The organism is Marinomonas lutimaris (genome assembly GCF_019426345.1).
Classification (GTDB): Bacteria; Pseudomonadota; Gammaproteobacteria; order Pseudomonadales; family Marinomonadaceae; genus Marinomonas; species Marinomonas lutimaris.
Window position 1 is genome coordinate 180,919 of the sequence record NZ_JAHLLW010000003.1, and the last position, 22,710, is coordinate 203,628.

The 22,710-nt window shown below is 40.8% G+C and carries 22 protein-coding genes; 4 read left to right on the forward strand and 18 right to left on the reverse strand.

Features of this window, described 5'->3' with window-relative positions; genetic code table 11:
• Window positions 1-11: 11 nt before the first annotated feature.
• The 3 genes from KPL72_RS05895 to KPL72_RS05905 form a co-directional block, all read right to left on the reverse strand.
• Complete coding sequence (locus KPL72_RS05895; protein ID WP_212916055.1) at window positions 12-1,574, reverse strand: FMN-binding glutamate synthase family protein; 1,563 nt, start codon at window positions 1,572-1,574, stop codon at window positions 12-14.
• A gap of 45 nt (window positions 1,575-1,619) precedes the next feature.
• The gene (locus KPL72_RS05900; RefSeq protein ID WP_219702160.1) at window positions 1,620-4,040 is read right to left on the reverse strand and encodes a putative bifunctional diguanylate cyclase/phosphodiesterase; all 2,421 of its coding nucleotides are present in this window, start codon (window positions 4,038-4,040) and stop codon (window positions 1,620-1,622) included.
• Window positions 4,041-4,357: 317 nt separating this feature from the next.
• Window positions 4,358-6,259, reverse strand: coding sequence for a PhoX family protein (locus tag KPL72_RS05905; RefSeq protein WP_219702161.1), 1,902 nt, complete (start codon window positions 6,257-6,259; stop codon window positions 4,358-4,360).
• Between the two features lie 289 nt (window positions 6,260-6,548).
• Between KPL72_RS05905 and KPL72_RS05910 the strand changes: the two genes are divergently transcribed.
• Complete coding sequence (locus KPL72_RS05910; RefSeq protein WP_219702162.1) at window positions 6,549-8,186, forward strand: methyl-accepting chemotaxis protein; 1,638 nt, start codon at window positions 6,549-6,551, stop codon at window positions 8,184-8,186.
• A 50-nt stretch (window positions 8,187-8,236) separates the two neighbouring features.
• Here KPL72_RS05910 and KPL72_RS05915 read toward each other — a convergent pair whose 3' ends face one another.
• The 8 genes from KPL72_RS05915 to paeA all read right to left on the reverse strand — a co-directional run bounded on the left by KPL72_RS05915 (window position 8,237) and on the right by paeA (window position 14,372).
• A complete protein-coding gene (locus KPL72_RS05915; RefSeq protein ID WP_100187149.1) occupies window positions 8,237-8,629 on the reverse strand; it encodes an MmcQ/YjbR family DNA-binding protein in 393 nt (130 codons plus the stop codon).
• A gap of 104 nt (window positions 8,630-8,733) precedes the next feature.
• Window positions 8,734-10,317, reverse strand: a complete 1,584-nt coding sequence (locus KPL72_RS05920; RefSeq protein ID WP_212916059.1) for an ABC-F family ATPase — start codon at window positions 10,315-10,317, stop codon at window positions 8,734-8,736.
• A gap of 218 nt (window positions 10,318-10,535) precedes the next feature.
• Complete coding sequence (locus tag KPL72_RS05925; protein WP_212916060.1) at window positions 10,536-10,934, reverse strand: hypothetical protein; 399 nt, start codon at window positions 10,932-10,934, stop codon at window positions 10,536-10,538.
• A gap of 3 nt (window positions 10,935-10,937) precedes the next feature.
• A complete protein-coding gene (locus tag KPL72_RS05930; protein WP_219702163.1) occupies window positions 10,938-11,315 on the reverse strand; it encodes a hypothetical protein in 378 nt (125 codons plus the stop codon).
• Between the two features lie 17 nt (window positions 11,316-11,332).
• Window positions 11,333-11,638 (reverse strand): DUF883 C-terminal domain-containing protein, encoded by a 306-nt coding sequence (locus tag KPL72_RS05935; protein ID WP_212916062.1) that lies wholly within the window; start codon window positions 11,636-11,638, stop codon window positions 11,333-11,335.
• Window positions 11,639-12,107: 469 nt separating this feature from the next.
• Window positions 12,108-12,248 (reverse strand): hypothetical protein, encoded by a 141-nt coding sequence (locus KPL72_RS05940; RefSeq protein WP_219702164.1) that lies wholly within the window; start codon window positions 12,246-12,248, stop codon window positions 12,108-12,110.
• A gap of 209 nt (window positions 12,249-12,457) precedes the next feature.
• Window positions 12,458-13,051, reverse strand: a complete 594-nt coding sequence (locus KPL72_RS05945; RefSeq protein WP_219702165.1) for a glutathione S-transferase — start codon at window positions 13,049-13,051, stop codon at window positions 12,458-12,460.
• Between the two features lie 43 nt (window positions 13,052-13,094).
• The gene (gene paeA, locus KPL72_RS05950; protein WP_219702166.1) at window positions 13,095-14,372 is read right to left on the reverse strand and encodes a polyamine export protein PaeA; all 1,278 of its coding nucleotides are present in this window, start codon (window positions 14,370-14,372) and stop codon (window positions 13,095-13,097) included.
• A 237-nt stretch (window positions 14,373-14,609) separates the two neighbouring features.
• On the opposite strand from paeA, the gene KPL72_RS05955 reads away from it, so the two are divergent.
• Complete coding sequence (locus KPL72_RS05955) at window positions 14,610-15,017, forward strand: DUF2721 domain-containing protein (protein ID WP_212916066.1); 408 nt, start codon at window positions 14,610-14,612, stop codon at window positions 15,015-15,017.
• A gap of 40 nt (window positions 15,018-15,057) precedes the next feature.
• Here the strand turns inward: KPL72_RS05955 and KPL72_RS05960 are convergent, their stop codons facing one another.
• Entirely contained in the window at window positions 15,058-15,987 is a 930-nt protein-coding gene (locus tag KPL72_RS05960; RefSeq protein ID WP_219702167.1) for an N-acetylmuramoyl-L-alanine amidase-like domain-containing protein, read from the reverse strand.
• Between the two features lie 118 nt (window positions 15,988-16,105).
• Here KPL72_RS05960 and KPL72_RS05965 point away from each other — a divergent pair, with 118 nt between their 5' ends.
• On the forward strand, window positions 16,106-16,372 hold the full coding sequence (locus tag KPL72_RS05965; RefSeq protein ID WP_219702168.1) for a hypothetical protein: 267 nt from the start codon (window positions 16,106-16,108) through the stop codon (window positions 16,370-16,372).
• A 22-nt stretch (window positions 16,373-16,394) separates the two neighbouring features.
• Here the strand turns inward: KPL72_RS05965 and KPL72_RS05970 are convergent, their stop codons facing one another.
• The 4 genes from KPL72_RS05970 to KPL72_RS05985 all read right to left on the reverse strand — a co-directional run bounded on the left by KPL72_RS05970 (window position 16,395) and on the right by KPL72_RS05985 (window position 20,133).
• The gene (locus KPL72_RS05970) at window positions 16,395-16,733 is read right to left on the reverse strand and encodes a thioredoxin family protein (protein WP_212916069.1); all 339 of its coding nucleotides are present in this window, start codon (window positions 16,731-16,733) and stop codon (window positions 16,395-16,397) included.
• Window positions 16,734-16,761: 28 nt separating this feature from the next.
• A complete protein-coding gene (locus KPL72_RS05975; protein WP_212916070.1) occupies window positions 16,762-17,052 on the reverse strand; it encodes a YkgJ family cysteine cluster protein in 291 nt (96 codons plus the stop codon).
• Window positions 17,053-17,235: 183 nt separating this feature from the next.
• Complete coding sequence (locus tag KPL72_RS05980; protein WP_219702169.1) at window positions 17,236-18,855, reverse strand: methyl-accepting chemotaxis protein; 1,620 nt, start codon at window positions 18,853-18,855, stop codon at window positions 17,236-17,238.
• Between the two features lie 123 nt (window positions 18,856-18,978).
• Window positions 18,979-20,133 (reverse strand): EAL domain-containing protein, encoded by a 1,155-nt coding sequence (locus tag KPL72_RS05985; RefSeq protein ID WP_219702170.1) that lies wholly within the window; start codon window positions 20,131-20,133, stop codon window positions 18,979-18,981.
• A gap of 162 nt (window positions 20,134-20,295) precedes the next feature.
• Here KPL72_RS05985 and KPL72_RS05990 point away from each other — a divergent pair, with 162 nt between their 5' ends.
• Window positions 20,296-20,730 (forward strand): helix-turn-helix domain-containing protein, encoded by a 435-nt coding sequence (locus KPL72_RS05990; protein ID WP_212916073.1) that lies wholly within the window; start codon window positions 20,296-20,298, stop codon window positions 20,728-20,730.
• A 1-nt stretch (window position 20,731) separates the two neighbouring features.
• On the opposite strand, the gene trhA is transcribed toward KPL72_RS05990, so the two are convergent.
• Together trhA and KPL72_RS06000 are read right to left on the reverse strand one after the other, a co-directional pair.
• Window positions 20,732-21,391: a PAQR family membrane homeostasis protein TrhA gene (trhA, locus tag KPL72_RS05995; protein ID WP_212916074.1), complete on the reverse strand. Its 660-nt coding sequence runs from the start codon at window positions 21,389-21,391 to the stop codon at window positions 20,732-20,734.
• Between the two features lie 106 nt (window positions 21,392-21,497).
• Window positions 21,498-22,595, reverse strand: coding sequence for an amidohydrolase family protein (locus KPL72_RS06000; RefSeq protein ID WP_219702171.1), 1,098 nt, complete (start codon window positions 22,593-22,595; stop codon window positions 21,498-21,500).
• Window positions 22,596-22,710 lie beyond the last annotated feature (115 nt).

Genomic DNA, 22,710 nt, shown 5'->3' on the forward strand with positions numbered 1-22,710 from the left:
CAAAAAATAACTTACTGCAGCCTATCTTCCATAGGAACTGCTTTTTCTTGGATTGCAGCCATATTGATGTATTCAGGTCGTATATTCGGCATTGGATTTACTTCTGAAAACAGTACTGACCGACTTTGATTTTCGATAATTCGAACATGAGAGCGATTTAGTTCTCTTGGTTCTTTCACGCCACAAGAATGCGCGATCATGCCAATGCCATGTAATAGCTCGGCTGCGTAGTTGGCAACTCGTTCAGACTTTTCAGCTGCGACTAAACCTTTCTGCAAATCAGGATTATGTGTCGTAATACCAGTAGGGCAGGTATTTTTATTACATTGCAGCGCTTGAATACAACCAAGGGAAAATAAAAAGCCACGTGCAGTAACAACGAAGTCTGCTCCAGCGCTCAAGGCCCAAGCCGCTTTTCCAGGGACTATCAGTTTTCCCGAAGCAATGATTTTAATATAACGGCGTAAGCCATAAGAAGTCACAATATTAACGACCGTTGGCAAGCTTTCACGTAAATGCATGCCAACATAATCCATTAATGGCTGAGGAGCTGCGCCTGTTCCACCATCCGAACTATCAATGGTAATAAAATCAGGGCAGTAATCGATTCCCTTTTTATGGATTAACTCGCATAGGGTTTCGAAAAACTTCAAATCCCCAACCACCATTTTAAAACCAACGGGTTTAGAGGTAACTTGGCGAACATGATGAACCATATTTAATAAATCATCGATGGATTTTATATCGGTATGACCATTTGGACTGATTGAGTCCTCACCCACTGGAATACCGCGAGTATGTGCGATTTCTTCGGTTACTTTTGCTCCTGGCAACATGCCGCCTTTACCAGGCTTGGCACCTTGACTCATTTTAATTTCAAACATGCGTACATTTTGGTGTTCGGCCAAACTCGCCAATTTACTATCGTCTAAGTGGCCTTCTAAGTTACGCACACCGTATTTTGCGGTACCGATTTGAAACACCAAGTCACAACCACCTTCAAGATGATAAGGCGATAAGCCGCCCTCTCCGGTATTCATCCAAACACCCGCTTTACGAGCCCCTTTTGACAAGGCTTGAACTGCAGGTTTAGATAAAGCACCAAAACTCATACCAGAAATATTCACAACAGATCGTGTGCGATATGGTTTTTTCGCAGTGTATTCACCAATACACACTTCTCTAGGCTGGGCAGCGTCTTCATCTAACGTAGGAAAAGCGCAGTTTAAAAAGAAAATGTCGCCTGGTGTTTCCAAAGAACGAGTCGAACCAAAGGCAATCGTGGTATCAACTTTTTTAGCTGCTCGATACGCCCAAGAACGTTCGGCACGATCAAATGGACGCTCTTCACGGTCCATTGCAAAAAAATACTGGCGAAAAAACTCACCCAGATGTTCAAAGAGGTAGCGAAAGCGCCCAACAACAGGATAGTTTCGTCTGATTGTATGAGTGGTTTGATGCGTATCAACCCAGTACATCACGAAAACGGAAATAGCAGCGACAAAAAGCAAGAAAACAAACAGCAACGCGCCCCAATGAATGGTCAATGTTGCCAATGAAGACAAGAAATCCATACAGAACCCTTAACATAGAAGGTAAATTTAACTAGCAATACTACGCTATAAAGAAGGCTTCAGCGTGGCTGAATCATGAACAAATGCAGTAATAAATTCATTTGGTGGCAAAGGATGCCCAAAATAATAACCTTGGTAATAAAAACAATCTATCTCTCGCAACCGATCATAATGAGGTAATGTTTCTACACCTTCAGCGAGAACGCTGATATTAAGAGCCTTTGCCATGGCAATAACCGCGTGAACAATCGCCTCATCACTTTTATCTGTCAATAAATCACGTACAAAAGACTGGTCAATTTTCAATCTATCAATAGGTAAAGATTTTAAATATTTAAGAGAGGAATAACCGGTTCCAAAATCATCAATAGAAAGGTGAACACCTAATGCTTTTATGGCGTTCATTTTATCCAAACAGGATGAAAGATCGTTGAGTAGCATATTCTCCGTAATCTCAAGGTCAACACAGCTTGCAGGGACATCATGTTTTCCTAACTGTTCTTTCAACATGGGCAAAAAACCCGCTTGCTGAAACTGAATAGGGCTGACATTAATGGACATGCGCCAAGACAGTTGCCACTTTCCCTCTTTCAGCCAAGTCGCAACTTGTGACAAGGCTTCATTTAAAACCCAATGACCTATTTCAACAATAAGTCCAATTTCTTCTGCCACCGGAATAAATTCAGCAGGTGAAATAAAACCTTTTTTCTCATCTTTCCAACGAATCAAGGCCTCAGCACCAATCAATTCATTTTTATCGTTGGTTTGCGGCTGATAATACAACTCAAACAATTTAAATTCCGTTGCATGATGAAGTGCCTTTTCCATTTCAAGACGAGCATCTGAAATTGCCTGCATCTCGGGTTTATACAAAGCAAAGGTATTACGCCCAGATTCCTTTGCTCGATACAAAGCGGTATCGGCCTGCTTTAAAATGGCTTCTGCTGAGCCTTCATTACCATCAAAAATTGTAGCACCTAGACTCGCAGTAATATGAACTTCGTGATGACCTGCTTTTTTAACTTGCTGGCAAGCATACACAATACTGTCAACAAACCCGTTAATCGCCTTTTCAACCAGTTCTTTATCGCTTCCTACATGAGTCAATAAAAAAGCGAATTCATCACCACCCATTCTCGCAAAAACCATATTGTCTTCAATCAGGGGAGAAAGCTGTGATGCAACACAACAAAGTAACTGATCCCCTACATTGTGTCCTAGTGAATCATTAATGGTTTTGAATCGGTCAAGGTCCATAAAAACTACGGCAGAGTAGCCCACAATCGACTTTTGCTGCTTGCGCTTAAAGACTTCATTAAGCTTATCAGCCAAATATTGGCGATTAGGTAGATTGGTTACTGAGTCGTAATAGGCTAAATGATGTATATGCGCTTCAGTTTCTTTGCGCTCAGAAACATCTCGAATCAACAGTAACACTTCCGTTCTATCTAATACTTTGTATTTTGCCAAGCGTATCTCAACTGGTAACTCAATACCTCGTATTCGATAGACAGTTTCGACGGTAGAGGGTGAGTTTACTTCGAGCGAATCCAATACACTGGAAAATTCAGACCACGATGATGGCGCATGCAGCATATCAAGTGATTTGGATTGAAGGTCGTCACTTTTCATCTTCAACATATATTGTGCAGCGCTATTAACTAAGATTATTTTATTGCTTTCATCTAGCAACAAAATACCATCCGCAGCGTTTTCTATCATGGCCTTAGTGTGACTATCACTACGCTCTAAATCACTCAGAGCTGTATTTAGCTTATTCCATAATTGCGCAAAAGTAGAATGCAAATTCCCTAATTCATCAGACTTATGATGCCGAGAGAACGACTTAGGCAACGGCAATTCTTTTTTATTACCAACAGTAGATAAAGTCTCTGTTAGACGCATTAAAGGGTGGGTTACTAGAAAATAAAAAACTAAGGATATCAAGGATGCTAGCAACACATCCTTGAACAAATTGTAGATCAGACTGGAAAGGTGCTCTTTGAAGATTTTATCCAGAAGATAACGCTTTTCGGGCAATATAGACAAACGCCCTGCTTGAAAAACGGGCATTTCCAAACGCAGTTCGCGATTATAACTCTGAAGATCAGATAAGAAATAATTAGCTAGTGACTCCGATACAGAAAAATCATGTTTAGTGGATGTTGCTTCCACGAACAGCTCACCTGATTCATCACGAACTTCTACATGAGCAATAGATGGGTTAAAGAGTAAACTATCGATTTGCTGCTGGGCAAAAATAGTATCTAAGCGAAAAACAGCTTCAGATAATGGTTTTTCCACCACTGCAAGCAATTCTTCGAAGTCTTGATTTATTTCCGTTTTCTGAGATCGAACGCCATCAACGAATTGAATACCACTGCTAACCAAACTTAAAACAACCGCGAGCACCAATGTTAAAATTGCTTGTTTAGTAAATAATGATTTAGAGAACACGACGCCCATTCTTACTCACTTAAACCCATATAGCTCACAACCACATTGCTTTCACAGCATCCATACTAATAAACGTCGCAAAAGAAGCTAAATATAAAAAATTAACCGCTAGGTCAAAAAGAACTCATTATTTGCATTTATTATGCACATTCTCAAGACTGACATTTTCTTCCTTGTTAAACAAGAAAGTATAAAAAAAAATTATACATTTTATGATTTAAGTCATGATATCTAGGGAAGGTGCAGAAGATAAAGAGCACCTCAGCTTCAGGCAAGAAAAAAGCCAGCATGAAAACATACTGGCTTCTAGGTGCTACAAAATTTGCTTAACCTATAACGGCACCGTCTTCACGAGAAATTGCGATCACACTTGAACGCGGTACAGACTGACCACCATCTGGCCAATGAGAATTCCCTTCTTCTCCTGGGTGCTGAACACCAATAAACATGGTCGTACGCTCTGCATTCCAGGCTGATCCTGTTATTTCAGATTCTTTAGGTCCGACTAAGAAGCGACGAATTTCACCGGTTTCAGGATCGGCAACCAACATCTGGTTATTACCTTGCCCTTGGAAACCTTTTTCATTCGAATAATTGCCATCTGTTTGAATCCATAACAGGCCTTTAGAGTCGAACTTCAAACCATCTGGCGAGTTAAACATATTGTCTTGGTTAATATTTTTAGAACCCGCATTCGCATCGTCATACACAGCTGGGTTACCTGCCAGCACAAACAAGTCCCATTTGAACTCATTATGAGTATGGTCCGAGTCCATTGGCATCCAGCGTACGATCTGACCAAAGTTGTTTTTCACGCGAGGATTTGGGCCACCTGCTGGTGTTGCATCACCACCCGCATTTGGTTTAACTCCACGGTTTTTATTGTTAGTCAATGAACAATACACTTCCGCTTTGTGAGGATGAGCTGCGACCCATTCAGGTCGATCCATCGTAGTAGCACCCACTTTAGACGCCGCAATACGAGTATGAATCGAAATTTCTGCATCTGTCATTCCTGTAGTTTTAGGTGTCAATGCGACCCATTCACCACGATTGTTGTCATGGAATTTGGCAACATAAAGAGTTCCCTCTTCCAGCAAGTCACGATTATTGCCACCTGCCAAATATTTATGCTTAGAAATGAAGCGATATAAGAATTCGCCACGCTCATCATCACCAAGATAAACCACAACATGGCCATTCGCCGCGATAGTCAATTCCGCGTTTTCGTGTTTAAAACGACCAAGTGCCGTACGCTTTTTGGGACGTGAAGTTGGATCTAGTGGATCGATCTCAACAATATAACCAAAGCGGTTTGGCTCGTTTGGTTCTTTAACTAGGTTGAAACGGTCATCCGCCATAGCCCAGTTGTAGCGACCTTCGGTGCTCATACCGTAGCGTTTGAATGCTTCAGGCATTTTGTAATCTTTGTCGTTTGCCGTGAAGTAGCCATTAAAGTTCTCTTCACACGTCAAATACGTACCCCATGGTGTTTGTCCATTACCACAGTTATTCCATGTGCCTTTTGCTACTAACCCCTTAGGATCTTCTGACGTTTGCATCCATTTATGACCACGTGCGGGGCCTGTAATATCCATGGCAGTATCAGCAGTAATGCGGCGATTATAAGGAGAGTCCTGGACGATGCCCCATTTACCACCACGTTGCGCCACCTCAATAATGGATACGCCATGGGCTGCTTTGTTCTTACGGACATCATCAGCTGTTGCAGGCATACCATCAGCGCGATTAGCGTGTAGCGTTTTCTCATTGGTGTATTCATTGTTGATGGCCATAATCTGTTTGCCATCTTTAGAAAAGAAAGCCATGCCGTCATTATGATCGCCAAATGCTAACTCTTGAGAAGCGCCTGTGCCACCTGTCGCCGCATCAAAAGCAGGAGCATTGCTGAATAATGGGTCCCCCCAAGAAGCGACCACTTCCCATTTATAGCCTTCAGGTACAGTCACGGTATCCAACGAGTTGGCTTTTACCATGCTGAATGCAAGACGAGACTCTGCCGTTTCAGCAGCTAGCGCTTTACCCGCAGCCAATGTCGTCGAGCCCATAACAAAAGCACCAGCTCCAACGGCCACACCGCCACCTAAAAAGCCGCGGCGAGAGACCATTTTATTAGCGACTTCTTCGAACTCTACCACTTCAGGTGCTGGTCGTACCAGCTCATCTAATTCATCAAACCCTAGTTTTCTGTTGTTCTTGATATTCATAACACTGCCCTATTATTTATAAAAAATTGGTCGCCTAGGCACTCGAACTTCGGGGGCTTACCCTTTATAAATCGATCCTGGCTACTGGTTTTAGTGTCTATTTTTCAAATACGCTGCTTCCCCCTGCAAAAGGAAACTATCAATGAATTTACGGATAAAACATTACATAGAAATGACAGTAGAACGACATTGTGTTTAGATGAAAAAACATGTGTCAGGAAGACTCATATAAAAGACAAAAAAACGAGCAGCATCATAATAAAAAATATATCTATTAAAGGATGAATTTATGGTTAAGACCTTACGCAACATTCCAATTCGCTTACGCCTAACAGGTTTAGTAGTCTTTTTTTCATTAGGGCTCATCTCTGTTGTTTATTTATCGCTAACCGTCAACAAGCAATCCTTGCTAGATGAAAAATACGCACAAACAAAAAACGTTGTTGAAACCGCTACAGGTGTATTCAATTACTTTTACAAACTTGAACAATCTGGAGAGCTAAGCCAAGCTGATGCCCAGCGCTATGCAATGAACATGGTTAAAGATACCCGCTATGCAAAGTCTGAATATTTCTGGATTAATGACTACAACGCAGCCATGGTTATGCACTCGGTAAACCCTTCTCTAGATGGCAAAGACCTATCCAACTTAGAAGACCCCAATGGCAAAAAGCTCTTCTCAGAGTTTGTCAAAGTGGTTAAAGCACAAGAAGCTGGTTTTGTGGATTACCTTTGGCCAAAACCTGGAAATAACACACCTGTAGAGAAAATATCTTATGTCCAAGGCTTTAAACCGTGGGGATGGATCATTGGCTCAGGTATTTACTTAGATGATGTGGACACACAATATAATAAAGAGGTCACTAAACTAGGTTCAATTAGTGCAGTCATTATACTAATCGCCCTCTTCATTTCCTTTTTGATAGTACGATCTATTCTTGTACCTATTGGGCAAATACAATCCGCCTTGCATAACATTGCAGATGGTGAAGGTGACTTAAGAGCCCGCCTACCTGAATCCGGTAAAGATCAATTGACCCAAATTGCCATTTACTACAATACGTTTGTAGAGCGCCTTTCACTCACTCTTAGTAAAGCTGTTCTGCTTAACCAAGAAGTCGAAAATAAGAGTCAGGAGCTAAAATCTGTTGCTGGAAAAACACAAGCCATTACACAACAGCGTGAAGGCATGTTTTTGCAAATGGCAGAAACCATAAAAGAAGTGGATGATTTTAAAAATGAGGTTATCGACAGTACTCAATCAACTCTTGCGTCAGCTCAAATCACGGTAGAAAAAACTCAAACAGGACAAAATGCGATTAATCAAACCGTCGAATCTCTTGAAAAACTTTCTTATGAACTAGAAGCAGGTCTAAGTACTGTTGTTCAATTAGCAGAACAATCGCAAACTATTGGGTCGGTACTCGATGTCATCAGCGCCATCGCAGAACAAACCAACCTCTTGGCTCTTAATGCCGCCATTGAAGCCGCTCGCGCTGGTGAACAAGGTCGAGGTTTTGCTGTAGTAGCAGACGAAGTGAGAGGGCTAGCAAGCCGAACTCAGGCCTCCACGGATGAAATTCAAAACATGATTAGCAAACTTCAAAGCGGCGCAAAAGAAGCCGAAGCTCGTATCACTGCAAGCCATCAGCAATCACAAAAAACCACTGAAGAAATAACGCTCACCACACAATACCTGCAAGCTATCGCTACATCAGTAGATGGTATAAATAGCGCAAGCAACACCGTTATCCAAAGCGTTAATATGCAAAGCGACGCTGTTCAAAGACTTAACCATCTCAATGAGAAAGTATCGGAACTATCTACTCAGGCAGGCAAATTGGTTCAACAAAATAATCTAACCAGTGAATCACTTGCTAAAACAGCGAAAGAAACTCAAGAAATAATGTCAATTTTTAAACTTTAAGATTGAAATAGAAACAGCCGATAAGTCATCACTTATTGGCTGCTTTACATTTAAGAATAAGAGCCTACGTATAAACTTGGTTTTCCATATCGTACTTCCAAGCCATCTCTGATGGATTTTTTTAAACCTTTCACAACCAAACCATAGGAATGGTCAATCAGCCTTTCTATTTCGCCCATGGGTAAATCACCATCTAAAATGACGGAGTTCCAGTGACGTTTGTTCATGTGATAAGCAGGAATAACCTCAGGGAAAATATCACGTAGCTCAATGGCATGATCAGGTGCGCATTTTAAATTAAGTAACAACTGGCCTTGCTTCTTAACCAACAAGGCAAACATCTTTCCTTGTACTTTAAACACAGCAGTGTGGTCATCAAATGGGTAATATTCTTCTGCTTCAGGTTTCAAAAGCAGATACTTTTTAAGTGCTGTTGAGTCCAAAATAGCGCCCTTTTCTGATTCCAAATAGCCCTGAGTATAAAGCAAAAAAGCCGCTTACTGACAACCCGTAAGCGGCTTTAAATAAATACTATACCTAAACAAGGCTAACCTTGGTGAGCAAGGTACTCATCATATGTACCTTGGAAATCAATAACCTTTTGACCTTTAATTTCGATCACTCGGTTTGCCAAAGAAGAAACAAACGCCCTATCGTGGCTTACGAAAATCAGCGTGCCGTCAAAGTCTAACAACGCATTGTTTAATGCTTCGATGGCTTCCATGTCCATGTGGTTCGTTGGCTCATCCATAACTAAGACGTTTAAGTCCATCATCATCAACTTACCAAACAATAAGCGGTTTTTTTCACCACCAGAACACACTCGTACTTTCTTATTGAAGTCATCCGCGGTAAACAGCAAACGCCCCAACATAGCACGAACTTTAAGATCATCATGCTTCGCAGTACGCCATTTCGACATCCAATCAAACAAGGTTAAATCGCAATCAAAGTCTTCTGTACTGTCTTGCGGGCAATAACCAATCACGGCATTTTCTGCCCATTTAATCTCACCTTGCTTGGCTTCTAATTCGCTCATTAAACAGCGTAAGAATGTCGTTTTACCAGCACCGTTTTCACCGATAATAGCCAAACGGGAGCCTGCTTCTAGAATCATATTGCCGCCAGAAAACAGCAATTCATCATAGCCGTGACCAAGATCTTCTAAGATCAAAGCATGACGATGAAGCTTCTTATCTTGCTTAAAGGTCAGCGATGGCGTCATTCGGCTAGATTGCTTAACTTCTGATAGCTCAATCTTTTCTAATTTCTTAGCGCGAGAGCTCGCTTGTTTAGCTTTCGATGCGTTAGCAGAAAATCGATTCACGAACGCTTGAAGGTCATCCATTTCCGCACTTTTCTTCGCATTCTCTGTTAATAATTGTTCGCGAATCAAAGACGATGCTTCCATGAAGTATTCGTAGTTACCAGGATAGATACGCAATTCACCAAAATCGATATCCGCCATGTGAGTACACACAGAGTTTAAAAAATGACGGTCATGGGAAATGATGATCATGGTGCATTTACGTTGATTCAATACACCAGCCAACCAGTTAATGGTATGGATATCCAAGTTGTTGGTTGGTTCGTCCAATAGCAAAATATCAGGATTAGCAAACAAGGCTTGTGCTAATAAAACACGAAGTTTCCAACCCGGTGCAACTTGGCTCATCAAACCAAAATGAAATTCTTCCGCTATACCCGCTTCCAACAGAATATCGCCTGCACGGCTTTCCGCACTATAGCCATCCATCTCAGCGAATTCCGCTTCTAGCTCACCTGCTCGCATGCCATCTTCTTCGCTCATTTCTGGCTTAGAGTAAATGGCATCACGCTCTTGTTTGACTTTCCAAAGCGCCACATCACCCATAATAACGGCGTCAACAACAGTATATTCTTCAAAAGCAAACTGATCCTGACTCAAGGTACCGACTTTTTCACCTGGAGTAATAGATACGTTTCCAGATGTTGGCGTCAGTGCCCCACTCAAAATTTTCATGAAGGTAGACTTGCCACACCCGTTCGCACCAATTAAGCCATAGCGATTGCCGTTACCGAATTTTGCGGAGATGTTTTCAAACAATGGCGTTGCGCCAAATTGCATGGTGATATTAGCCGTGGAGATCAAAGGAAAAAGCCCTAAACAAAGAGAAATGAAAAACGTTTATACAGACCACAAAATCAGGGTCAAAAGACAAACACAAAGATGGGCGAATATAGAGTCTTAAGGCACTAAAGTCGAGGGTTAAGTGTCGTTTTTTTGAACAAGTCGGTGTATTAGCAAAGATTATTTATAGAACAAACTCATAGCGCTCAATCACAGTGCATGATTCTTAATACTATCTTTTAAATACAGCTATCTTTCGGTGCAACAAAAGGTGTTGCTGAGGAGGACGTGTCTTCTTCGCTAGAAGGCGTTCTATCTTCACTTTCAGAAGTCATATTCTCAGATGAAGTGCTTGCTTGTGCAGTGCTGTTTGCCATATAAACAGATACTTGCGTCATCAAAAAGCTTAAGACATCTCGACTAGCGCCATTAAGCAAGTTTTTTCTAACCTTCCTTGTGATATCAAGTTGTGTGCTTGCACCTAATACAAAGCTTGCAATTAACCCTGTCGGGCTAGTCGCTTTGTCTAGAATATTATCAACAGCGTTATCACGTGACAGTTTGGCACGTTTTTCCAAAACCTGAGTACGCAAATAAAGGCGCTCTCGCTTTTGGTGCATTTGTTTAAGACCAAACATATCCTAATCCTCATCCGTTGGAATAATGGCATCCAAAGTACGGATAAAATCCATGCTTTTCAATGTTCGTTTCACAAAATAAAGCAATACGATAGAGCTTAAAAAGGTCACTAACGTAGCGGTTAACAAAATACCAGCAAGAGAAAATCCGTAGCTCCATGCAATCGCAGCACTGCTGGCGATAATTAATAACCAAGTAGTAAGCAAGAGAAAGATCACACCACACATTAAGGCAAGGAGCTGGGCACTAGACGTCACCCATAACTTCGCTTCTAATGCTCCAAGCCCCAATACACTCTTTAACCAACTTTTATGAGTATCAATCACATCATCCAAGTCAGATTTCTCTTGCGGTGAATCAGAGTGCTGCGGTGTTTCCATCTATACAGTTTCCATGCTTATTTACGTTTACATAAAAAACTAGCAGCTAGCGCACCTGCTAAGAACGCAATACCAATGGTTTTAACAGGATGTTCTTTAGCATACTCACCAACTGCTGAAGATATTTTTTCAGATTGGTTTTTCGCAGTATCGGCGATTTTATGTGCTTGCTCACTGATTTGATGAGCCACTTCTTCGATGCGTTCTTGACTATGCTCTTTCATTTCAGCAGCACCATCTACTCCTTTATGAGCCGCTTCAGCAACGCTATCTACTTTTTCATGAGCTTTAGATTGAGTTGTACTTTTCGTTCCGGTAGCCATTCTTAATTCTCCTTTCAGAAATAAAACTAACTTTAAAATGCTCGTGAAGGTAAGGTATTTTCTTGTTTTTTAGAATCTAATTATTAAAAAAGAGTCAACAAACACAAGTGATAAAACAAGAAAGCGCCATCCACACTTCACTATTTACACTACGTGGTTAATTTATAATGGTCAAATACACTAGGAAAAACGTCCCTTCTTTCCTTTTTTTATAGCCGATCTTTAAAGAGCGAGGTGTTTATATAGTAGTTTTTAGAAAATATGCAAAGAAAATCTAAGGTAGATTAAGGTATTATTAGCAACTCAGTAGACGTATAGAACAATTAGCAAAAGAACAAAAAATAGAAATAAAAAAGGGTAGAAAAGCTCTATTTCATACGCTTCCTACCCTTTTAAAATCGACTCATAGTAGCTCCGATTTATCTATTCAGAATTTATATCGAGTTTAAATAATATACAAAGATACAGACTACTTTTTAACATCTACCCAAGCATCCCAGCCCTTCCATTCATCCATGTCTAAATTACTTCCGGTCTCAATATCAGCTAGTACTTCAGCGTGGCGGTTAAATACCTGTACCTTCATTAATTTTTTAATTAAACGAGCCATCTTGGTTTTCCTTATCTTTCATGATTTTGGAAACATCATGCTAGCACCGAAAACAGCAAGTATACGTCAGCAACACCTAAAGAAAGTCTCTTTCCCCATTGCTCGAACTATCCTTTAGTTTCTTGACGTATGGTTCTTATATGAAGCCAAAAACACGTTTGTGCACTAAAAATAACGCAATATGAATATTTAAAGGAGCTTGCTCTTTATCAAGACCATGAACGAGAAAGTGTCATAACCTTTTCAAACAAAGACCATTTCAACAGGTGCTGCTGGTATTCACCAGCCTGGCCACTAAAACTAATACCATAAGCTTTCAAGCGGAAGGCAAGAACTGCATAAAAAGCATCCACAGCTCCGGCTTGATCAAACATAAAAGGCCCTTTTGCCTGCGCAAAAATAGCTTCAACACGCTCAACTTCTTTTTTCACCGCATCCGTTAAATGTTCTAGCGGAGCTACTTGATTAAAAGTAAACGGACACTGGCTGCGTAAATTCATAAAGCCAGAATGCATCTCCATACAAAGACTTCTGGCCTGTGCTCTTTCTGATTGATTCTTTGGGTACAAAGCGCCATCAGAGCATTCGTTAAAGTATTCAGCAATTGCTAAGGAATCATGCACAACAAAACCATCTACCAGCAGCGCTGGCACCAAACCTGTAGATGAGTATTTCAATACCTCGGCTTTATAGCCCTGTTTTTCTAAATTAATAGGAATAAGGTCTAATTTAATACCAGCAATCTGTGCGCACATAAATGCGCGAAGCGACCAAGTTGATAAGGTTCCCACGACTAATTGCATGATAGCTATGTCCTTTTAAAAGCGTTAAAAACTTGAAATACGCTTATTTCAACCGCGTGACCAATAACTGCTCGACTCTCACGCCTTCCAAATCCAGTACTTCAAACTTGTAGCCTTCATAGACAAAAAAATCTGTACGCTTGGGCAAGCGTTTTAAGCTGTAAGTAATAAATCCACCGAGTGTTTCATACTGAGTTCGGTCAGGAAACTCTTCTATATTCAAACTGCGCATCACGTCATTAATCGGCGTTAACCCTTCAATCAACCAAGAATTCGGATCACGCTGTACAATTTGCTCTTCATCGTGAGGAGTTAGTAAGCCGCCCATAAAGCCACCTAACAAGTCTTTCACTGTCACAATGCCTACGATAGTAGCGTATTCATTTACAATGACAGCAAAAGCTTGTGGCGCCACGCGGAAAGCATTAAGCGCTTCAGAAAGTGTTAAGGTTTCTGGTAGATAAAATACTTCTTTATCGACCTTTTCCGGCTTGATTTGCGCAGGTTCGCCTTTTAGTACCAAACGTAATATTTCTTTCGATTCAATAATGCCTTCGATTTTATCCAAGCTGCCATTGCAGACCAAAAAGTCATTATGCGGATGATCGATAATCTTCTGGCTAATTTCTTCACTACTGTCATCAATATCAAAATAGATAATCTGATCACGAGGTGTCATGGTACTAGAGATATTTCGCGTTTCTAATTCAAACACATTGCCAATGAGCTGATATTCTTGACTCTGTAAACTGCCATCTTCAGCACCAGCGTCCATCATGGCAACAATGTCTTCTGTGGTCACCACCTCTTGGCGCTCAATAGGCACATTGAACAAACGTAAAACAATATTAGTTAAACCGTTAAACAAAAAAACCACGGGGGTTAATAAGAAAGTCACCCAAAGCATAGGTGTAACCATTCGAATTGCTACGGCTTCAGGCATAATCATTGCCAAACGCTTAGGCAATAGGTCTGCAAATAATATAAAAAGCGATGTTAAGCAAAGAAAAGAAAAGACAAAGCTGACTTGATCCAATAAGGGACCAGAATAGAGCAAGTTCACCACTTGTTTAATGTAAGGAGTAAGGGCTTGTTCACCAACAATACCACCTAAAATAGCAATTGCATTGAGAACAATTTGAATCATGGCAAAAAAAGCACCAGGCTTTTGCTGCAACGTCAAAACGGCTTGAGCTTTATCATTGCCCTCATCCGCAAGTACACGTAATTTGATCTTTCTTGCGGCGGCCATACCTATTTCAGACATAGCAAACAATGCACTGGCAATAATCAATAAGCCAATACTAAACATATCACTCATTTCTTTCTCTCTTTTCCGAAAAGGCTAACTCAAACGCGGGCTGGAATATTCTATTCCTAGTGCAAAATATATAAATATAAGCGCATTATAGAAGGAAGTTGAGACGATACAACGCTTATTTTTTATACTTTCAGAAGGGTAAGAGACAATACTAAAAACCTTTATGTAGACGTAGAATACAGCGATAAAACGGTCTTAAAAACATCCATTAACTCACAAGGTTTCAAAAGGTCGATCATGATTATCACCCTAACCACACCTGCCATGCTGTTCCCTGCGGTTTCACTATTGCTACTGGCGTACACCAATCGATTTGTAACACTGGCCTCGATTATCCGTAACTTTGATCCAAAACTAGAAGACGCAAATATCACAGAACAAATCGCCAACTTACGTAAGCGGATTTATCTGATACGACGCATGCAAGAAGCTGGTGTTATCAGTTTTTTTCTTTGCGTATTGTCTATGATGGCGATCTATCTTGAATATCAACAAGTTGGCAGCTACATTTTTGGCGCTAGCCTTGTCTGCCTAATGTATTCTCTGTATTTATCCGTGCGAGAAATCACTATTTCTTGTGACGCGCTGGAACTGCATTTGCAACATTTCAGCACAAACTTCAAACAGCGCAGCCGAAAAAAATAGCTCATAGCTTATCCCTAACCAATACCTTTTAAATAGCGCCCTAGCGGCGCAATATTTGAACGTTAAAACCTTTTAAAGACGAGGTTTCAGGGTAGTGCGAAAAGTATTCAGTGAAGCTTTCATCCACGACTTTTTTATGAGTTAAACTGGCATGTCGAAGAAACAGCGTGCCATTCTTACGAATAGCAAGCCCTTGGTGCGAGACATTCATATTCGTACCAATATACTGTTTTAATGGCCAATCAGGACGAACCATAGTAATTACGCTGCCGGAAGGGATTCGATCCAACAAAGCTTGGTTAATATGCCTATCGCTATCAAGAAATAACTCAGTGAGTGGAACATAAGGAATATAAGCAGCCTCAGGCACAAACCTCTTACCCTCAGCATGTAGTTGATTCAATAGCGCTCGACAATTATCAGAGGATTCCGCATCACAATGGATCACATCACTGCTAATATGCTGATACCAAGCGGCTTTGTCGATAATCGTCGATGCCACACGAGCACCACCATTAGCAACATCTGGAGTTATATCCTGCAGAATGGCTTGATTATTATGAAACCAATCTAAACTAGGAAAATGATTACGTGTCACAAAAGACACTTGAGCATCTTTGTAACGTAAACGCATTAGGTTGGCTTCAAAATCGTTGGAAGTGGATGACATAACGCCAGCCAATACGGTTTCAACATAGGTAGTGCAATCAAACACATCAAAACGCGTAAGAGGGTCCTTATCATATTGCCCTTGTTCGCCTTCCCCCACACTTCCACCGACATACGCAGAACCAAGTAAGGTACGACTTAAAATGTCCATTCTCTCGTCGTTCGACTGAATCGAGCTCTCATTTATTGCCTGATAAAAAAGTGCTTTATTTGCAGTATCAAGTGAATTCAAAGCCATCACAGGAGATATAAAAAGCACAGACAAACCAGAAACAACGATTTTTTTGATAAAACGTTTCATAGGGCTCTTCCCATTTAGCACAGCTTTCAATTTGCAACATAAAAAAACAATCATTGCTTAAAAAATAAACTCTCTATTGTGCTAGACTCAACAGATAATTTGAAATAAAGGCGCGACCATGCAAATAAATAACTCGTCATTTCTCTATGGCCAACAAGGCCTACAGCGTAGCCAAGACAAGCTAGGTCAAGCAAGCCAAAAAGTAGCCGATGCATCGACTCAAACCTTGAGCCAGCCTTCTTCTAAAAACAAAGGCCTTTACGGCTCACCTATTCAAGATGGTTTAATCGAAGCCAAAAGCAGTGTATTAGAAGCTCAAGCCAATGCCAGAGTAATCGATTCGTCTGATAAAACCATTGGTCGACTGATAGACATAACAGTCTAAGTAAGCCGTTTAATTTTCAAGCTTAAATAGCAGAGCCCAGCAATTCGCGAACATCATCAACAGATGTAAAACGCACAGCACGAGCAACTTCTTGCCCATCTTTCAATAAGATCAAAGTAGGCCACAATTTTACGCCAAACTGCCGCCCTAAGCGTTTTCCTTTTCCATCAAATACCTTAATGTGAGCCAGCTCAGAATATGACATCATGACTTCTTCAACCGCATCACGGGAAGCCTGACAGTGACCACACCAGGGCGTACCGAACTCTAAAACAGCCGCACCTTTCAGGCTATTTAGCTCATCAAGACTTGGCGCTTCTTCTGCGTATTCTGGATTAAATCCTAACTGCGTTGCGTGCATAAAAACTCCTTGTGACTATGATTCGCCTCTACTTGATGACATTAAATTCTTCTCGGCATTCATCAGACCCCATTTCGAACTCACGACAAATCCAAGGACGGTTTTCGTATATAGTACAAAGGAAAGTATTTCTATCGACCGCAGAGCACCAACCATCATCTAATCTAAGCATGGTTTCTCCGCCCCACTCATCTACCGATACATGCTTGTCTGGCACACCAGTATCACTAATGATCATGACTTCCATACGACAACAACAAGCTTGGCAGTTAGAGCAAGTCACATCAGATTCAGCAATGTTTTTAAGAGCGATATTCATAAATAACGACGAATTACCAAGACGAGAAGGTTGTGGTGTTTAGAACTTTGCACTAACGAGAAAAGCAAACAGCGAAGAAAACAATATACATGCGATCTAGCTTGGAAGATATTGATGAAAAACAAAACTACCAAACTAGATCGATAAAGAGCTTAAAAACTAGAGACTAATGCAACCAAACGGCTACACCTTAAATTTAATTACTAATTCATTTAATTCAATTGCCAGTCGAGTCAATTCGGCTGTGCTTGCGCTAGTTTGGTTGGCACCAACTACCGTTTGCGCAGCCAAATCACTAATGGTCGTAATATTGCCATCAATTTCTTTCGCAACATTAGACTGTTCCTCTGCTGCACTCGCAATTATATGGTTACTGTCACTAATCGCAATAATACGGGCGGTAATTTGCTCCAACGCCTTCGAAGCTTCAGCGGCAACTGTTTGAGCTTGATTGGTTTTTTCACTGCTACTTTCCATTGACGAAACCGCTTCATTGGCAGAAAGCTGAACCTGACGCACCATGGTTTCAATTTCGCCAGTAGATTCTTGAGTTCGATGTGCAAGGCTTCTCACTTCATCAGCCACTACCGCAAAACCTCGACCCGCTTCACCAGCACGCGCCGCTTCAATAGCTGCGTTTAGAGCTAACAAGTTTGTCTGCTCTGCAACCGCACGAATCACGTCTAGGATCTGGCCAATCGAAGCAACTTGTTCCGCCAACTGATTAATCACTCGAGTGCTGGTCGTCATTTCTTTATTCATATCTAGGATAACGGCTGTCGTTTCGCCGACTCGGGCTTTACCTTCGGCTGCTAATTTAGCAGATTCAGCAGACTCTTCAGACGTTTGCTGAGCTGTTCGAGCAACTTCATCTACCGCAGAACTCATTTGAGTAATGGCCGCTGCAGCTTGCTGAATTTCATTGTTTTGTAACATCAATCCATTAGATGAACTTTCCGTAACTGTATTTAATTCTTCTGCTGCTGACGCTAGCTGGCTTGATGAATCGCCAATGTGAATAATGGCTTCTCGTAGATTCTTCTGCATTGCCTTCAAAGAATTCGTTAAACGAGTTAATTCATCATCGCCCTCTACACTCATGACTTGAGTCAAGTCGCCGCTAGCAATGATTTCTGCTGAGGCAACAGCATTCTGCAACGGCGAATTAATACTCTTAGATAACACCATCGCAATACCTATGGCTATCGATGTGGCTGCGACTATTATGATAATAATCAAACTAAAACTAGTATCGTATTGCTCTACAGAATCCGCACTGGCTTCCTTAGCGCCTTCTTGGTTGGCTGTAACAAGCTCTCTCAGTAAACGCACCATGTCATCTGCTGCATTGTTCATGCCTGGTACCAACTTATCAATGCTTGATTGTTCTCCTTTCATAGCTAATGCAGCAACTTGAGTTTGCAACCTATAATAATTACTCTCTTGTTTAGTGAACTGCTCAAATAATCGCTTTTCACTATCCGAATAAATTGTTTTTTCATACTCAGCACGAGCCACAGATACGTCTTTCTTTATACGCTCCAGAGCGGCCAGAGTTTCTTTTTTAGCGTCTTCACTTGTCGTGCTCAATAACCTTAGGGTGAAAATCCTTACCCTCATCAAGTTACTGTTAACATCACCTAGGCTAGCAATTGCTGGCAAGATATTCGTTTCAATCATCTCTGAATTTGCTCGGATATCTTTCATCGCTGACATAGCCACGCCACCAAGGCATATAAGCAAAAATATAATGATAGAAAAAGCCATCAGCAAGCGTGACCTTATATTTATATTCCTTAACATTTCCTTTCCTTATTAATAACAATTTTTTAGAACATGATGACCATAAAGAAACAACATAAGCTGTATTCTCAGGTCTTTTTAAAGAGCACAAAAATGTAATAGTCGCTGTATTTTTTGTTATTTTTACTTATTGAAAAGCATTGGCATCTTTAAAAGCCAAGTTTCAAATTCCAAAGCAGATAACGGACGGGAGAAGAAATACCCTTGGATGACTCGATAACCTATATCCGCTAAGTAAGACAATTGCAGCTGAGTCTCTACGCCTTCCGCTATCGCTACCGCGTTTATTTTCTTACTAATAGATAACACCACCTCACTTAGCTCTTTAGAGAGTTTGTTTGGTAATTCATCAACAAAAACCCTATCTAGCTTCAACTGAGACACAGGAAACTTTAGCAATCTTTTTAAATTTGAGTACCCTGTACCAAAATCATCTAATGAAATAGTCACGCCGATCGAGTGAAGCTCGTTAACAGCATCAATAAAAGGGTCTGATGGCTTTATTTTTTTACTCTCCGTCACTTCCATCACTAAACAAGTGGCTAAGAGGCCATTCTGGTCCAAAATGGATTGAATCTCGTTTTTTAGACTAGGATAACTAAAGCTAAGTGGGGAGAAGTTAACGGCAATCATGGGAACATGGATATTTTGCTCTCGCCACATAGCCAATTGTTTACAGGCTTGACGCAACACCCATAAATCTAATTCAGCGATAAGCCCAAACTCTTCCGCAAGAGCAACAAAATTATCTGGAGCAACCCTACCAAACTCTTTACTTGTCCATCTTGCTAGGACTTCAACCCCATAAAGGCTTTTATCTACAATATTGATCTGAGGTTGGTAGTTCAGCTCTAACACATTATGCTTCAGGTCAGCACTTAACACCTGAGCCATTTGATAAGAAGGATGTGTATTATTAAAGCTAAATTCTGTTTGATCATCTTGAATAAGCAGACTGTAATATGGCCGATCCAATAATTGAAATGCCTCAACCATCACTTTCACTCTATAGGCCTCGCGATCACTAGGCATAAACAAAAGTTTGATTTCTTTTCCGACAATTTGTTTGAACTCACTGAGATGAAATGTGCGTTGATCAGCATCTAACCAGAAGCAATCTAATGGAAGGTTTGTGTGCATTTTTAAGTCGAACTGAGCATGTTTAACTCTATCGTTACAAGAAACAATCAGATCATTACTGTCTAACACAATAAAGCGACTATTCGTTTCTTGTAACTCCAGCCAATCGCGCCCAGTATTCAAACCATCCGTTTTCACAAAAAAATCCTTCTACTGCATGCTTCTATTAACACAAATCACCATTGCTTATTTGTCTTTTAGACACAAAGGTTCGTCAATATTGCCTATATGGCAAATAGTGTCAAGCAAATTGCCTGACAGGTTTTGCCATATAGGCAAAACTAAACAGATAATCTTGCCATGAATATTGGCCACGTTATTAAAATTTTGCGTATTCAGCGCAAGATGACACAAGAACAGATTGCACTGGAAGCTGACATGGCTACCAGTAATGTCTCACGTATTGAAAAAGGCTTAAGGCAACCTTCACAAAAAGTGTTACTAAAATTGGCTAAAGCATTAGATACAAAACCTTCGGTGCTATATGCTGCAAGTGAGCAGCCGATAAACGATATTTCTGATTTTTTAAGACAAGAAGAGAACGAAGAAAACGAAGGAAGCATTGACCATCTATTGCTCAATCCAGACACTCATAATGTACTAAAATTATTTAGCGAACTAACGCCAAATAATAAGTCATTATTTATAGAGCAACTTAAAGCCTTGCATAGATGGCAAACGAAATTGGACGCTGATGGCATAAGCAAAAATAATAAAAGTAATAATTCAGCCTAAGCTAAGCGCCATAATAGAAAATTGAAAAATAATGGCAAACCGTCCCACCCACAACAAACAAATGCCAAACCAAATGCCCATAGCGCAAGCGTGAATCAATTACAAAAAACACCACACCAAGCGTGTAAAGCACACCACCTAACACCAGCAGTAGCAAGCCGTTTGGTTCCATTAGTGAAACTAACGGTTTAATCACAATAAGAATCAGCCAACCCAATACGACATATAGTGTGGTAGAAATTGCTGGATGTGAAGCCTTACCAAACGCTTTAAGACCGACGCCAATAAGAGCTAACGTCCAAACTGCCGCTAACAAAGACCAACCCCATGCGCCCTCTAACACTCCCAACATAAAAGGCGTATAAGTCCCCGCGATCAACAAATATACCGCGGAATGGTCAATCACCCGAAATACGTATTTGGCCTTGCCTCTTGGCATTGCATGATAAAGTGTCGAAGCTAAATACAATAAAATCATGGTCCCGGAGAAAATACTGACCCCGACGACAAAACTCACATCAGCGTAGTCAATTGCGCTCAGAATAAGAAATGGTGTACCAACAATCGCAGCCACCAGCCCCAAGCCGTGACTGATACTATTTGCCACTTCTTCACCTAATGATTGTCCTCGATTGTGTGCTGCCGAAATAAACTTTCCCATACTCAAGTACTCCTAAATGTACTGTATAAAAGCATGGAACAAGTGGAGCGATTTAACAATGTAAGACAGCGAATAAACTATGCAAACTGCAAGAACATATCGAATGTCATGACTTGGTACATATCTGCGGAGCATGATAATCAAGATTTAACAACCTAAAGTAATTTTCCCCCAAAGCAATATTGCGAAAGGCATTATCATCGAGGTATTGATGAATCCGACTCGTCACTTCTAGCTCCTGCTCGTACACCTTAAAGCTATTGCCTCTAAAGGCGACAAAATCAGACCCGGGCAAAATACGTTCAGAGTATTGATTCATAAAAGCAACGTATTGAGGACGATAGGCAGACTTACTAAAATAATAATCCTCCAAAATGCGCCATGAAATATCTAACATCAAATTAGGATACTGATCTAACAAACGCGACAAGATCGCAATATGATCTGATGCCTTCATAGATGTTTGCTCATAAGACAACCCCATGTGAGCCCAGACAATTTTATTATCTGGGTAAAGTGCTAACGCCTGCTCCATTAAAGGCAAATACAAGGTCGGAGATATATCATTACCTATATCTGAGTGAATCGTGATTGGGTAATCTCTGGCCCTTAATTCCGCCATAAAATCCGCCCATTTAGTAATGTCTTTTGGCGTTGCAGGCTTATGACGATTATTAAATTGAGCCTGCTTAACCAAATTCACTTCGCCCATCCAATGAAACAAACCTGGATACTTCTTTTCATAAAGTTCCATCAACTCAACCGTTGGCTCAGGATTAGATAAATCAGTAAAAGTCATCGACAAGGTAAGATGAAGATCATCTGGCTTATATTTCAGCATGTTCGCGGCATTCGCGAAATCGTTCCGCGTCGTAGGTGATACAGGTGTACCAGGACATTTCTGGTAATTAGAACAGGAAGAATTAGCGGGTAACATCTGTCCAATGCCATAAACATTGGCAAAACGCACCGTTGTACGAGACAAATACTCATTCACCTCATTAAAAGGAATCGCCCGACCATCAAAAGGTCGATAATGTAAATGCGTATCCACAACGGAGGTATAAGGCTCGATCTCTCGATCATAACAAGCAGACACACCTTTAAAGGAATCCAAAGTACGATTTGCTGGCGTGTTATCAGAAGAAGCACAACCACTCGCTAACAAAGAAGCCAAAATGGCGAAAGGAAAACAACAACGCATGACAAACATCCCACTAAAATACATTAAATGAGGTAAACAGAAAGGAACATTACAAAACATCCCTCCCTATGTGTAAACCACTATTCAATGTAAATCATGAGTTCAGCCCTGCGAA

Bases quoted from the DNA above. Each gene is read 5' to 3' on its own strand.
- KPL72_RS05945 (WP_219702165.1), bottom strand. From the start codon at position 13,051: ATGCAATTAGTCGTGGGAACCTTATCAACTTGGTCGCTTCGCGCATTT.
- KPL72_RS05925 (WP_212916060.1), bottom strand. From the start codon at position 10,934: ATGTTTGGTCTTAAACAAATGCACCAAAAGCGAGAGCGCCTTTATTTG.
- KPL72_RS05965 (WP_219702168.1), top strand. From the start codon at position 16,106: ATGCAAATAAATAACTCGTCATTTCTCTATGGCCAACAAGGCCTACAG.
- KPL72_RS05990 (WP_212916073.1), top strand. From the start codon at position 20,296: ATGAATATTGGCCACGTTATTAAAATTTTGCGTATTCAGCGCAAGATG.
- KPL72_RS05980 (WP_219702169.1), bottom strand. From the start codon at position 18,855: ATGTTAAGGAATATAAATATAAGGTCACGCTTGCTGATGGCTTTTTCT.
- KPL72_RS05895 (WP_212916055.1), bottom strand. From the start codon at position 1,574: ATGGATTTCTTGTCTTCATTGGCAACATTGACCATTCATTGGGGCGCG.
- paeA (WP_219702166.1), bottom strand. From the start codon at position 14,372: ATGAGTGATATGTTTAGTATTGGCTTATTGATTATTGCCAGTGCATTG.
- KPL72_RS05940 (WP_219702164.1), bottom strand. From the start codon at position 12,248: ATGGCTCGTTTAATTAAAAAATTAATGAAGGTACAGGTATTTAACCGC.
- KPL72_RS05930 (WP_219702163.1), bottom strand. From the start codon at position 11,315: ATGGAAACACCGCAGCACTCTGATTCACCGCAAGAGAAATCTGACTTG.
- KPL72_RS05905 (WP_219702161.1), bottom strand. From the start codon at position 6,259: ATGAATATCAAGAACAACAGAAAACTAGGGTTTGATGAATTAGATGAG.
- trhA (WP_212916074.1), bottom strand. From the start codon at position 21,391: ATGGGAAAGTTTATTTCGGCAGCACACAATCGAGGACAATCATTAGGT.
- KPL72_RS06000 (WP_219702171.1), bottom strand. From the start codon at position 22,595: ATGCGTTGTTGTTTTCCTTTCGCCATTTTGGCTTCTTTGTTAGCGAGT.
- KPL72_RS05975 (WP_212916070.1), bottom strand. From the start codon at position 17,052: ATGAATATCGCTCTTAAAAACATTGCTGAATCTGATGTGACTTGCTCT.
- KPL72_RS05970 (WP_212916069.1), bottom strand. From the start codon at position 16,733: ATGCACGCAACGCAGTTAGGATTTAATCCAGAATACGCAGAAGAAGCG.
- KPL72_RS05955 (WP_212916066.1), top strand. From the start codon at position 14,610: ATGATTATCACCCTAACCACACCTGCCATGCTGTTCCCTGCGGTTTCA.
- KPL72_RS05935 (WP_212916062.1), bottom strand. From the start codon at position 11,638: ATGGCTACCGGAACGAAAAGTACAACTCAATCTAAAGCTCATGAAAAA.
- KPL72_RS05960 (WP_219702167.1), bottom strand. From the start codon at position 15,987: ATGAAACGTTTTATCAAAAAAATCGTTGTTTCTGGTTTGTCTGTGCTT.
- KPL72_RS05910 (WP_219702162.1), top strand. From the start codon at position 6,549: ATGGTTAAGACCTTACGCAACATTCCAATTCGCTTACGCCTAACAGGT.
- KPL72_RS05900 (WP_219702160.1), bottom strand. From the start codon at position 4,040: ATGGGCGTCGTGTTCTCTAAATCATTATTTACTAAACAAGCAATTTTA.